Source organism: Bradyrhizobium uaiense, from assembly GCF_010811875.1.
GTDB lineage: Bacteria > Pseudomonadota > Alphaproteobacteria > Rhizobiales > Xanthobacteraceae > Bradyrhizobium > Bradyrhizobium uaiense.
On sequence record NZ_VKHP01000250.1, the window covers coordinates 1 to 13165 of the forward strand.

The window sequence follows — 13165 nt, forward strand, 5'->3', positions numbered from 1 at the left end:
GCGCTCGAGCGCGAGATCCTCTCCACCCTCGGCATTCCCGACCCCTATGCGGATCGGATCGCCTGACATGCCGGATTCCGAACCGACCCACGACAATCCGCGCAACGTGAGCAACCTGCCCGCGGTGGTGCATGACGGCGAGGTGCAGCGCCCGGCGGCCGAGGGTTGGCTGGTGCGCGCGATCCGCACGCTGTTCGGCTGGAAAGCCGGCTCGGTGCGCGACGATCTGCAGGTGGTGCTCGATGCCTCGACGCCCGACGATGTCGGCTTCTCGGCAATCGAGCGCACCATGCTGCGCAACATCCTGTCGCTGAACGAGCGGCGGATCGCCGACGTCATGGTGCACCGCGCCGACATCGTCGCGGTCAAGCGCGACATTCCGCTCGGCGAGTTGATGAGCCTGTTCGAGAGCGCGGCGCATTCCCGTCTCGTCGTCTACAACGAGACCCTCGACGACCCCGAGGGCATGGTGCACATCCGCGACCTGCTCGCCTTCATGACCGCGAAGGCGCGCGTCACGGAGGCGACCAAGACCAAGCGCAAGAAGCCGTTCCCGGCCGGGCTCGACCTGCGCAGCGTCGACCTCGCGCTGCCGCTGGCGGACGCCAATATCATCCGCAAGCTGCTCTACATCCCGCCGTCGATGCGCGCGATCGATCTCTTGGCGCAGATGCAGGCCTCGCGCATCCATCTCGCGCTGGTGGTCGACGAATATGGCGGCACTGACGGGCTGGTGTCGATCGAGGACATCGTCGAGCAGATCGTCGGCGAGATCGACGACGAGCACGATTCCGACGAGCCGCCGTCGATCGTGCGCCAACCGGACAACTCCTTCATCGCCGACGCGCGCGCCAGCCTCGATGACGTCCGTTCGGTGATCGGCGAGGACTTCGTCACCGGCGAGGCCGGCGAGGAGGTCGAGACGCTGGGCGGCTATCTCGTGTCGTTCGTCGGCCGGCTGCCGGTGCGCGGCGAGGTGATCTCGGGGCCCGGCCATTACGAGGTCGAGGTGCTCGACGCCGATCCGCGGCGGGTCAAGCGCGTGCGCATCACGACGCGTAAGGAGCGGCCGACGCCGCGCAAGGAACGCGAGCGGCGGCGTGAGCAGACACCGGACGCCGGAAATCCGCAGGCGAATGACAACATGCCGCCGCCCGGCGATGGAGCCGGTCCGCAGTGAGGCTCTCCGACAAGCTCCGATCGATCGGCCTTGCCGTGATCCTGACCTGGGGATGGAAGCGCGCCGTGCTCGCGCTCGCAGCCGGTGCATTGTCCTCGCTGGCGATGGCACCGTTCAACGCCTGGCCGGCGCTGTTTCTGACGTTTTCGATTGCAGTCTGGCTGATCGACGGCAGCGCGGCCGGACGCTGGCGCGGCGCGCCGGCTGCGGCACTGTCGGGCTTCTGGTTCGGCCTCGGCTATTTCGTGCCGGGACTGTACTGGATCGGCATCGCCTTCTTTGTCGATGCAGACACTTTCGCCTGGCTGACGCCGTTCGCAGTGCTCGGCCTGCCGGCCTATCTCGCGCTGTTCACCGCCTTCGGCTTCGCGCTGGCACGGCTGATCTGGCCGCGCGACGCCTCGCGCGTGCTGGCGCTGGCGGTCAGCCTGACGATCTCGGAGTGGCTGCGAGGCCATCTCCTGAGCGGCTTTCCGTGGAATGCGTTCGGCTATGCGCTGACCGAACCGCTGGCGCTGGCCCAGACCGCATCGCTGATCGGGCTGTGGGGCATGACGTTCCTGGCCGTCGCGATCTTCGCAAGCCCGGCAGTGCTGATCGACGGCGCCTCGCGCGGCCGCAAGCCGTGGCGCGCGCCGGTGGCAGCGGGGCTGGTGCTGGCAGCGATGCTGGCGTTCGGCACAGTTCGGCTGTCCCAGACGCCGACCGCAATGGTCGCCGGCGTCAAGCTCCGCATCATGCAGCCCGATCTGCAGCAGGACGCCAAGTTCAACTACTCCGCCAAGGCGGCGGTGATGCAGAAATATCTCACTCTGTCGGATCGTGCGTCCGGGCCGCACTCTACCGGCGTGAGCGACTCCACCATCCTGATCTGGCCGGAATCCGCGTTTCCGTTCTTCCTGACCAAGGAAGCCGACGCGATGGCGCAGATCGCCGACCTGCTGCCGAAGGGAACCGTGCTGATCACCGGCTCGGTGCGCGCACCCGATCTGCCGCCCAATGTCCGCGTCACGCGTGCCTATAATTCCATCTACGTCATCGACCACGACGGAAGCGTGCTCGCGGTCTACGACAAGCTGCACCTTGTGCCGTTCGGCGAATATCTGCCGTTCCAGGACTGGATGGAGAAGATCGGCTTCGTGCAGCTCACCAAGGTGCAGGGCGGCTACATTCCCGGCACGATCCGCCGCACGCTCGACATTCCGAACGCGCCGCGCGCGCTGCCTCTGATCTGCTACGAGGCAATCTTCCCCGGCAATGTCGTGAGCCGCGACGATCGTCCCGGCTGGATCGTCAACGTCACCAATGACGGCTGGTTCGGAGTCTCGACCGGCCCCTATCAACATCTGCAACAGGCCCGGCTGCGCTCGATCGAGGAAGGCCTGCCGCTGGTGCGTGCCGCGAATACGGGCATCTCGGCCGTCATCGACCCGCTCGGCCGAATCGTCTCGCAACTCGGGCTCGGCATCGAAGGCGTGCTCGACGCCGGCCTGCCGACGGCGATCGCGCCGACGATCTATGCGCGTGCCGGGAACATCCCCGCCGCTGTAATTGTGTTAGTTGCCCTCGCAATCGTATTGCGTAGACGTTTTGTCAGGCGAAAAGCCTGACCGCTGCACATCGCCGGTGGTCGCGAACCCGAAATAACGTCGAAATTTACCTCAGTGCGATTCCACCAGTTGACAGATCGACCGTGCACTTCGCATTGTACGGGTCCACGCGAAATCACAAGCCAAGTCAGCCCCTTTGCGCAAATTGTCCGCATTTCGTCCCGATCCTCCTTGCAGGATTTGACGGCACCGTCGCCTGAGGCATACTCCACTTCCAACTTGCCTCATCCACGGGCGCGCAATCCCTTAGGAGAGTTGGAGATGTCCACCAAAGCGCCCAATCCTGTTGACAAATATGTCGGCAGCCGCGTCCGTATGCGACGCATCATGCTCGGCATGAGCCAGGAAAAACTGGGCGAGGCGTTAGGCCTGACGTTCCAGCAAGTGCAGAAATACGAGAAGGGCACCAATCGCGTCGGCGCCAGCCGGCTGCAGCAGATATCCGAGATACTGCAGGTGCCGGTCTCCTTCCTGTTCGACGGCGGCCCGAGCGGCGTTAAGACCGCCGACGGCTTCAGCGAGGGTTCCTCGCCGACCTATGTCGCCGATTTTCTGGCAACCGCCGAAGGCTTGGCCCTGACCCGCGCCTTCACGCGGATTGCGGACGCCAAGCTCCGCCGCAGCATCGTCGAGCTGGTCGAGCAGATCGCGGCGCGCGAGGCGGCCGAACAGGTCTGATTCGGCCATATCCGTTTGAGCGATCGTCAAATCTGGAATATGTCATTCCGGCGTACGTTAAGGCGCGATGCGTTCAGGCTGAACGTCATCGCGCTTTAGCTCGTTGTTTGAGCATGATCTTTCGGAAAGCCGCATCACACTTTCCCAGATCATGCCCTGGCGCGTGCGCGCAATGACAAGGCAAATCCACAGGCAACGATAACAGCATGTCCAGCAACCCGTTCGAAACCTCTGTGATTCTCGACGGCATCCGCCGCTGGGTCGAGATCGAGTCTCCGACGGAGCGGCCGGATCAGGTCAACAAACTGGTTGATCTCGTGGCCGCGGGCTATCGCGACCTGCCGGCCACGGTCGAGCGCATCGCAGGACGCGATGGCTGCGGCGATCACCTGGTCGCGCGCTCGTCCTGGGGGCAGGACGCACCGGGCATTCTGGTGTTGAGCCATCTCGACACAGTTCATCCGATGGGATTCATCGAACGGTTACCATTCCAGATCGAAGGCGACAGCGCGTTCGGTCCCGGCATCTACGACATGAAGGGCGGCGCCTACCTCGCCTATCACGCATTCCGGCAAATCTGCGCCGAAGATGCGCGTCCGCCGCTCGCCATCACCCAGCTCTACGTATCGGATGAGGAAATCGGCAGCCCGACCTCGCGGGCGCTGATCGAGGCCGAGGGCCTCAAGGCCAAATACGTGCTGGTGACCGAACCGGCACGCGATGGCGGCAAGATCGTCACCGGGCGCAAGGGCGTCGCGCGCTTCGACGTCAACATCAAGGGCGCGCCGGCGCATGCCGGCACACGCCCCGAGGACGGCCGCAGCGCGATCCGGGAACTCGGCCATGTGATTTTGGCGCTGGAGGGGATGAACGATCTCAAGCGCGGCATCACCGTCAATGTCGGCGTGGTCCGCGGCGGCACCAAGCCGAACGTGATCGCCGAAGAGGCCTATGCGGAGGTCGATCTGCGCGTGCCGACCATGGCGGACGCCGACGATCTGGTACCGAAGATTCTCGGCATCACCTCGCGCACCGAGGGCGTCACCGTGAAGGTGACCGGCGAGCTGAACCGTCCGCCCTACGAGAAGAGCAACGCTGGTGCTGCGCTGTACGAACATGCCAGGGAGCTTGCCGCCGAACTCGGCTTCGAGCTGATCGATGTCTTCACCGGCGGCGGTTCCGACGGCAATTTCACCGCACCGCATACCGCGACTCTCGACGGCCTCGGCGTCGACGGCAAGGGGGCGCATACCCATTACGAGCAGCTCTACGTCTCGTCGATCGAGCCGCGCGCGCGGCTGCTCCACCGTCTCTATCAGACGCTGCGATGACACCGGCTCCCAACGACAGCGGCGATCGCGATTCCCAGGACGACGGCGCGATGGCCCATTCGCGCGGCTCGTTCTTCGGGCGGCGCAAGGGCCACAAGTTGCGTCCGCACCAGGCCGACCTGATCGACACGCTGCTGCCGCATCTTTCGGTCGATATCTCGGCACCCGCGCCCGAGGCGCTGACCGAATTGTTCGATGACGGCATCGAGAATGTCAGGCTCGAGATCGGCTTCGGCGGCGGCGAGCATTTGATCGCGGAAGCGCAGACCTATCCGACGACCGGCTTCATCGGCTGCGAGCCTTACGTCAACGGGATGGCGAAGATCCTGACCCAGATCGAGGCGCAGAATATCGGCAATATCCGCCTGTTCGCCGGCGACGCCGCCGAGCTGCTGGCTTGGGCGCCAGCGCGCTCGCTCACGCGCATCGACCTGATCCATCCCGATCCCTGGCCGAAGCGGCGGCACTGGAAGCGGCGCTTCGTGCAGGATGCAACGGTTGCTGCGATGACGCGGATGCTGCCGCCGGGCGGCGAATTCCGCTTCGTCAGCGATATCGACGACTACTGCGCCTGGACGCTGGCACATCTGATGCGCTCGCCCGACTTCGCCTGGCTCGCCGAGCGCGCGATCGACTGGCTCGAGCCGTGGCCGAACTACACGATGACGCGCTACGGCGCCAAGGCCGAGCGCGAGGGCCGCAAGGCGGCGTATCTGAGATTCAAGCGGTTACCCTAAGTTTCGTCATTCCGGGGCGTGCGAAGCACGAACCCGGAATCCATTGCGTCAGATGCGCAAGCTGAGAGATGGATTCTCAGATGCGCAATTGCGCATCGTAGCTCTCGCTACGCGAGCCCCGGAATGACGATCAGCTATCCCTGCCCTGCAAGCCGCGCCTTCCTGACGTCGGTCGCCTCCCACACCATGCGCTTGCCGCGCTCGCGGCCGAGCAGCTCGATCGGATCGTGATTGTCGATGTGGCCAAACTGGCCCTTGTAGACGCTGTAACCGCACAATTCCTGCAGGCGGCGTGGAAAGCGCGCCGCGGTCTCGCGCGGAATCCCGAGCTGCAGGTTTTCCTGCTGGCGCATCCAGCCCCAGCAATAGGCGCAGGAGAACGCAAAACGCCTGCCGTCGCTGGTGTTGGCGCCGCCGCCATGCCACAGCGCGCTGTCGAACAGCATCACGCTGCCGGCCGGCATCGTCGCGGTGACCGCGTCGTAATCCTTGCCGTATTCCGGCGACGAATCGAATGTGTGGCTGCGCGGAATGATCCGCGTCGCGCCGTTGTCGTCGCGGAAATCGGACAGCGCCCAGATCGCATTGATCGTGATCGGAATGTGCGGCCGCGGCAACGGGATCAGTTGGGTGTCTTCGTGAATCGGCTGCGCGACCTCGCCGGGGCCGAGCACCAGCGAGCAGAACGACGACAGCAGGCATTCCCTGTCCAGCACGCGTTCGACCACCGGCAGCACGTTCTCATGCAGCGGCACCTCCCAGAACAGATCGTCATAGGTCAGGAGGTTGTTGATACGCAGCGTCTTGAAACCTTCGAACGACGTCCGGGCCAGGCCGAGATTGTGCTCGTTCTCGATCCTCAGCACCGCCGCCTTCAGCCCGTCGACCAGATCCGGCGAGGCGGCGCGCTCGATCACGGTGTATCCGTCGTCGCGGATCCGTTCGGCGTGCGATTGGATGTCGGCGTCCGTCAGCATGGCGATCTCCCCGTTGGCGCCGTGTCGCGCCTTGCGGAAAGCATAGCGGGCCGATTCAGGTTTGGCAGGTCTTATTATGTCCCCGTCGCCCTGAGGAGGCCGCAGAGCGGCCGTCTCGAAGGGTCGACGGCCACCGGCCGGGCCGTTCATCCTTCGAGACGCCGCTTCGCGGCTCCTCCAGCGACAAAGGCGAAGCCTTTGCGCGGGGATGACGGGTTGGACGTTGCCGATTGGACTATCGCGACTTCCAGAAATCCACGACGCGCTGCGCGGTCGATGGCATCAGGCGAACGAAATTCACCCGCGCCCCTTCGATATCGGCCGGTGACGGCACGCGGTTGGGCCCGAGCCGCATCAGGATCAGGGCGCGCACGGTCGGCCATTCGAAGCCGATCGTCTTGCCGGCGATCAGGATCGGATCGTAGCGGTCGCCGGAGATCAGGCGATCCAGCGTGACGATCTTCACGTTGGTCATCGCGGCGATTGCCGCGACGCATTCCTCGTACTTGAAGGCCTTTGCGAAGCCTGTCACCGCCGCCTCGTTCAATTCGCCGGCGCGATGCAGCGCCATGATCGTGCGCTGCGCGGCAGCGAAATCGCGGCCCTCGACTTGCGCGACGACGCCTTCGATCTCGCTCATCGCCAGCTCGATCTCGGCCTGCCGTTCCGGCTTGGCGACGACATGCAGACGGCGGCGGATCACGTCGATCGAGCCGGCCAGCAGGTTCTTCAAATGCACCGGCGGAAGATCATCGCGGCGGCCGATCCGCAACGTCAGCACGCCGTCCTGGCCGGCGCGGCGCACCAGCGTCGTGAAGGACGCGTCCGAGAACGCAGCGCCTGCATTGCCGGCCGCGCATCGGATCACGTCGCGATCGCCACGGCGAACGATGACGTCGGTCAGCGCGGTCGAGAGCTTCGACCGCTCGGCCATTGCAAGCAGATGGCCCTGGCCCTTGGCATTGGCGATCTCGACCAGCACCTTTTCGTCGATCACCGGCGATTGGCGCAGCACCGGCCCCGCGATCGCGACGTCGTCCTCGCGGGCGAGTTGTCCGACCAGGTGCCGCGGCGCGTTGGCGAGCGGCGCGAGCCGTTCGGCGAGATCGATCCGCGCAGCAAGCTCGGCATGCGGCACCAGGCTGGTCAGCACCCCGTCGAACAAGTCGATATGGTCGGGACGGAAGCTCCCGGCGCCCTGCAGGAACAGCTCGCCGAGCCGGCGCGCGGCCTCGGCGCGGCGCTTGGGGTCGCCACGGCGAACGATATCGTCGAGTTCCGGGATCAGCGCTGGGGCTGTCGTCATGAGCCTTGTCCAACCGGCGACTTCTGCCGATTTTCGGCAATCTATGGTCCCGTTCGTAAACGGAGGGTTAGATCAAACCTGCACCCGGAGGGCCGCAAAATCGCCTTCCGCCTGATACGGAGGCCTTGCCGGACCCCGGCAAAAGAGCTATATCCACCGCAACTTATGGTATCTCATACGATCGCGTAGGAGAGTGGGCCCCCCGGGACCCGCTCTTTTTTATTACCTGACGGGACCCAGCGAGGCCGGATCCAGTTTGGGTAGCGTTAGCGGCCCCTTAAGGCCACCTGAACAACACAACAGACCTCAGCAGCCTTTAAACCTTAGACAGCCTTTGACACTGGATATGACCGATCCGACCGCCACGTCCGTGGACACCGAACTGCTCGCCGAGCCGCGGCTCGTCGTCGAGCCCGGGGTCGCGGCCCGCGTCGCCGCGGTCGCCGTTCCCGTGCTGCAGGGCATGGGCTACCGCCTGGTGCGCATCAAGGTCTCGGGCGATGCCGGTTGCACCGTGCAGATCATGGCGGAACGGCCCGACGGCTCGATGCAGCTCGAGGATTGCGAGGCGATCTCGCGTGCGTTGTCGCCGGTGCTTGATGTCGCCGACCCGATCGAGCGCGCCTACCGGCTGGAGATTTCATCGCCCGGCATCGACCGCCCGCTGGTGCGTCGCTCCGACTTCGAGCGCTACACCGGGCATCTTGTGAAGGTCGAGATGGCGGTGCCGCATCAGGGCCGCAAGCGGTTCCGCGGCCTGCTCGCCGGTGTCGAGGGCGATGCGGTGCGCATCAAGCGCGACGATCCGCGTCCCACTGAGGACGCCGAGGTCCTGCTGGTGATGGAGGACATCTCGGACGCGCGGCTGGTGCTGACCGACGAGCTGATCGAGGAATCGATGCGCCGCGGCAAGGCCGCCGAGCGCGATTTGCGCCGCGAGCTCGGCCTCGCGCCGCCGCAGCCGGCCCACGCCAAGAAGAGCGATCCCGCGAAGAGCCAAAAGCCGAAACCCAAGTCCGATCACAAGCCTGGTCAAAAGCCCGGCAACAAGCCGGCCCCGACCAACACCAAAAAGCACCGCCTGGCCGCCGAGTGCGCGCGCCGTGGCGAGACCGATCCATTCGAAGGAGACTAAGCCATGGCAGTCAGCGCCAACAAACTCGAACTGCTGCAGATCGCAGACGCAGTTGCGCGCGAAAAGTCGATCGACCGCTCCATCGTGATCGCGGCGATGGAAGACGCCATCGCCAAGGCCGCACGCGCCCGTTACGGCAGCGAGACCGACGTCCATGCCGAGATCGATGCCAAGAAGGGCGAGCTTCGGCTGACCCGCCACATGCTGGTGGTCGATGTCGTCGAAAACTCGTCGAACCAGATTTCGCTGCACGATGCGCAGCGCGCCAATCCGGGCGCCCAGGTCGGCGACACCATCGCCGACACGCTGCCGCCGCTGGAATATGGCCGCATCGCCGCACAATCCGCCAAGCAGGTGATCGTGCAGAAGGTGCGTGAGGCCGAGCGCGACCGGCAGTACCAGGAATTCAAGGACCGCATCGGCGATATCGTCAACGGCATCGTCAAGCGTGTCGAATATGGCAGCGTGATCGTCGATCTCGGCCGTGGCGAAGCGATCGTGCGCCGCGACGAGATGCTGCCGCGCGAAGTGTTCCGCAACGGCGACCGCGTCCGCGCTTATATCTTCGACGTCCGCCGCGAGACCCGCGGTCCGCAGATCTTCCTGTCGCGCACCCATCCGCAGTTCATGGCCAAGCTGTTCGCGCAGGAAGTGCCTGAGATCTACGACGGCATCGTCGAGATCAAGGCGGTCGCCCGCGACCCCGGTTCGCGCGCCAAGATCGGCGTGATCTCGCGCGATTCCTCGGTCGACCCGGTCGGCGCCTGCGTCGGCATGCGCGGCTCCCGCGTGCAGGCCGTGGTGAACGAGCTGCAGGGCGAGAAGATCGACATCATTCCGTGGTCGCCGGACATCGCGACCTTCGTCGTCAACGCGCTGGCGCCGGCTGAAGTCGCCAAGGTCGTGATCGACGAAGACCGCGAGCGTATCGAGGTCGTGGTTCCCGACACCAACAACCAGCTGTCGCTGGCGATCGGCCGCCGCGGCCAGAACGTCCGCCTCGCCTCGCAGCTGACCGGCTGGGACATCGACATCCTGACCGAGCAGGAAGAGTCGGAGCGCCGCCAGGCCGACTTCGAGAACTCGACCCGCGTGTTCATGGAAGCGCTCAACGTCGACGAGGTGGTCGGCCAGCTGCTCGCCTCCGAAGGCTTCACCTCGGTCGAGGAACTCGCGCTGGTCGACGTCAAGGAACTCGCCGGCATCGAAGGTTTCGACGAGGAGACCGCGACCGAGCTGCAGACCCGCGCCCGCGAATATCTGGAACAGCTCGAGGCCGAGCTCGAGGCCAAGCGCAAGGAACTCGGCGTCGAGGACGCCATGAAGGACGTGCCCGGCATCACCGGCAAGATGCTGGTGAAGCTCGGCGAGAACGACGTGAAGACCGTCGAAGATCTCGCCGGCTGCGCCACCGACGATCTGGTCGGTTGGACCGAGCGCAAGGAAGGCGGCGAGCCGACCAAGCACGCCGGGTTCCTCGACGGCATCGAGATCTCGCGCGACGAGGCCGAGGCCATGATCATGCAGGCCCGCCTGAAGGCCGGCTGGATCACCGAAGCCGACCTTGCCAAGCCTGCTGAGGAGGCCGAGGCCGCCGAAGCAGAAACGGCGTCGTAAGGAGATGCCCCACGGATGCTCGCTCAGGCTGACCCCGATCTCGACGATGGACCGCGGACGCAGAAGTCCGCGACCACGCGGATGTGCGCGGTCAGCCGCGAGGTGCGTCCGCTCGACGAGCTGATCCGGTTCGTCGTCGCGCCCACGGGCGAGGTGATCCCGGATCTCAAGCGCAAGCTTCCGGGCCGCGGAATGTGGATTTCCGCATCGCGGCGCAGTGTTGCGGAAGCGGTCCGCCGTCACCAATTTAGCAAGGGATTCAAGCGCGATGTCCGCGTCGCGCCGACCCTTCCCACCGACACCGACACACTCCTGGTGCGCAGCCTCACCGAGGCCCTAGCCATGGCCGCCAAGGCCGGTCAGGTCGTCTCGGGCTTCGGCAAGGTCGAGGATGCGCTCAACCGGAACGAAACTGCAGCCCTGATCCACGCTTTGGACGGCGCAGCGGACGGAATCCGCAAATTGGACGCGATCATGCGGCAAAGGGGCGGAAAACGTGGTGAATCGCCGGTAATCCCGGTCGTCAATGTTTTGACGTCGGAAGAATTGGATTTGGCACTTGGGCGGTCAAATGTGATACATGCTGCGCTGCTCGCGGGCCCGGCGAGCAAGACGTTCCTGTCGCGCTGCCAGATGCTGGTCCGATACCGGATGGCCGACGACGACAAGACCGCCGAAGCGGCCAGAAATTCCAGAGCCTGATCCAGGAAGGCGGACGCCGTCTTTCCGACCGGATCATGCTCAGCAAACGAAGACACGTTGAAGGATTTGTGCGGCGAACGCACAGCGAAACGAGATTAGGACTGCTGAATGGTTGATACCAAGACCCCTGGCGACAAGACCCTGAGTGTTCCGAGCAAGACGTTGTCGCTGAAGCCGCGCGTCGAGACGGGCACCGTGCGCCAGAGCTTCAGCCACGGCCGGACCAAGCAGGTCGTGGTCGAGAAGCGTGGCAAGCGCCGCGTCGGCGGCGATGGCCCCGGCGAAACGCATGTGCCGGAACCCGTGGTTGCAAAGCCGGCGGCGCCGCCGCCTGTCGCCAAGCCGCCGATGGGCCGCCCTTCCGGGCCGCCTCCCGGCCAGCAGCAGCGTAACACCCGCTCCGGCGTGGTGCTGCCGACCTTGACGGAAGACGAGCGTTCCGCGCGTGCCAGCGCCCTGGCCGATGCGCGGCAGCGCGACATCGAGGAGCGCCGCCAGGCCGAAGAGGAAGCCAAGCGCCGCGCCATCCGCGAGGCCGCCGAGAAGGCCGACCGCGAGGCCGCCGAGACCCGCCGCAAGGCCGAGGAGGAGCGCCACCGCCACGAGGAAGAGGCCAAGCGCAAGGCCGAAGTCGAGGCCAAGCGCCGCTTCGGCGAGGGCGAGGCCAAGCCCGGCGCGCCGGCCGCCGCAGCGGCCAGGCCCGCGGCAGCCGCAGCCGCACCGGCGTCCGCTCAGGCAGCCCGGGCACCGGCAGCCCGTCCCACGACAACGACCCCTGCTGCACGGACACCGGCTTCTGCGCCGAGGCCGGCGGCGGTTGCGGCCGGGCCGGACGAGGACGAAGGTCCGCGTCTGGTGCGTCGCCCCGGCGGCGCGGTGCGCCCCGTCGTCGCGCCGAAGGCCACCCAGAAGCCCGGCCCGCAGAAGCAGCGCGGCCGCCTGACCGTCGTCACCGCGCTCAACGCCGACGACGTACGCGAGCGCTCGATCGCCTCATTCCGTCGCCGCACGCAGCGCCTGAAGGGGCATGCGTCGAACGAGCCGAAGGAAAAGCTGATCCGCGAAGTCATCATTCCGGAAGCGATCACGATCCAGGAACTCGCGAACCGCATGTCGGAACGCGCGGTCGACGTCATCCGCATGCTGATGAAGCAGGGCGCGATGCACAAGATCACCGACGTGATCGATTCCGACACCGCCCAGCTGATCGCGGAAGAACTCGGCCACAGCGTCAAGCGCGTCGCCGCATCGGACGTGGAAGAAGGCCTGTTCGACGTCGTCGACGATTCCACCGACACCGAGCCGCGTTCGCCGGTGGTCACCGTCATGGGTCACGTCGACCACGGCAAGACCTCGCTGCTCGACGCACTGCGCCACGCCAACGTGGTGTCGGGCGAAGCCGGCGGTATCACCCAGCACATCGGCGCCTATCAGGTGGTCTCGCCCGAGACCGGCACCAAGATCACCTTCATCGACACGCCGGGCCACGCCGCGTTCACCGCGATGCGCGCCCGCGGCGCCAAGGTCACCGACATCGTCGTGCTGGTGGTCGCGGCCGATGACGGCGTGATGCCGCAGACGATCGAAGCGATCAATCACGCCAAGGCGGCCAAGGTGCCGATGATCGTCGCGATCAACAAGATCGACAAGCCCGATGCGCGGCCCGAGCGCGTGCGCACCGAACTGCTGCAATACGAAGTGCAGGTCGAATCGCTCGGCGGCGACGTCGTCGACGTCGAGGTCTCGGCCAAGAACAAGACCAATCTCGATCGTCTGCTCGAGATGATCGCACTGCAGGCCGAAATCCTCGACCTGAAGACCAATTCGGAGCGTCCGGCGGAAGGCACCGTGATCGAAGCCAAGCTCGATCGCGGCCGCGGTCCGGTCGCGAC

General features: G+C 65.7%; 11 protein-coding genes. 9 read left to right on the forward strand and 2 right to left on the reverse strand.

Annotated features, from left to right (window positions below):
* Nucleotides 1–67: 67 nt before the first annotated feature.
* The 5 genes from FNJ47_RS38310 to FNJ47_RS38330 all read left to right on the forward strand — a co-directional run bounded on the left by FNJ47_RS38310 (nt 68) and on the right by FNJ47_RS38330 (nt 5536).
* On the forward strand, nt 68–1180 hold the full coding sequence (locus FNJ47_RS38310; RefSeq protein ID WP_163161023.1) for a hemolysin family protein: 1113 nt from the start codon (nt 68–70) through the stop codon (nt 1178–1180).
* Nucleotides 1177–2790 carry an apolipoprotein N-acyltransferase gene (gene lnt, locus FNJ47_RS38315; RefSeq protein ID WP_163161024.1) on the forward strand — a complete coding sequence of 538 codons (1614 nt, stop codon included), beginning with the start codon at nt 1177–1179 and terminating at the stop codon, nt 2788–2790. Before FNJ47_RS38310 ends, lnt begins: the two co-directional genes overlap by 4 nt.
* 261 nt (nt 2791–3051) lie before the next feature.
* Nucleotides 3052–3468 (forward strand): helix-turn-helix domain-containing protein, encoded by a 417-nt coding sequence (locus FNJ47_RS38320; RefSeq protein WP_163161025.1) that lies wholly within the window; start codon nt 3052–3054, stop codon nt 3466–3468.
* 206 nt (nt 3469–3674) lie between these two features.
* Entirely contained in the window at nt 3675–4799 is a 1125-nt protein-coding gene (locus FNJ47_RS38325) for a M20 family metallopeptidase (protein WP_163161026.1), read from the forward strand.
* Nucleotides 4796–5536, forward strand: a complete 741-nt coding sequence (locus tag FNJ47_RS38330; protein WP_163161027.1) for a tRNA (guanine(46)-N(7))-methyltransferase TrmB — start codon at nt 4796–4798, stop codon at nt 5534–5536. Before FNJ47_RS38325 ends, FNJ47_RS38330 begins: the two co-directional genes overlap by 4 nt.
* 134 nt (nt 5537–5670) lie before the next feature.
* Here the strand turns inward: FNJ47_RS38330 and FNJ47_RS38335 are convergent, their stop codons facing one another.
* Together FNJ47_RS38335 and FNJ47_RS38340 are read right to left on the reverse strand one after the other, a co-directional pair.
* Complete coding sequence (locus FNJ47_RS38335) at nt 5671–6513, reverse strand: phytanoyl-CoA dioxygenase family protein (RefSeq protein ID WP_163161028.1); 843 nt, start codon at nt 6511–6513, stop codon at nt 5671–5673.
* Nucleotides 6514–6748: 235 nt separating this feature from the next.
* The gene (locus FNJ47_RS38340; RefSeq protein WP_163161029.1) at nt 6749–7819 is read right to left on the reverse strand and encodes a DUF2336 domain-containing protein; all 1071 of its coding nucleotides are present in this window, start codon (nt 7817–7819) and stop codon (nt 6749–6751) included.
* Nucleotides 7820–8165: 346 nt separating this feature from the next.
* Between FNJ47_RS38340 and rimP the strand changes: the two genes are divergently transcribed.
* From rimP to FNJ47_RS38360, 4 genes are all read left to right on the forward strand, one after another.
* A complete protein-coding gene (rimP, locus tag FNJ47_RS38345; RefSeq protein ID WP_163161030.1) occupies nt 8166–8954 on the forward strand; it encodes a ribosome maturation factor RimP in 789 nt (262 codons plus the stop codon).
* A 3-nt stretch (nt 8955–8957) separates the two neighbouring features.
* The gene (gene nusA / locus FNJ47_RS38350; protein ID WP_163161031.1) at nt 8958–10571 is read left to right on the forward strand and encodes a transcription termination factor NusA; all 1614 of its coding nucleotides are present in this window, start codon (nt 8958–8960) and stop codon (nt 10569–10571) included.
* Nucleotides 10572–10586: 15 nt separating this feature from the next.
* Nucleotides 10587–11273, forward strand: a complete 687-nt coding sequence (locus FNJ47_RS38355; RefSeq protein ID WP_163161032.1) for an RNA-binding protein — start codon at nt 10587–10589, stop codon at nt 11271–11273.
* Nucleotides 11274–11381: 108 nt separating this feature from the next.
* Nucleotides 11382–13165 (forward strand): translation initiation factor IF-2 N-terminal domain-containing protein (locus FNJ47_RS38360; RefSeq protein ID WP_163161033.1); only part of this gene is annotated, 1784 nt, incomplete at its 3' end.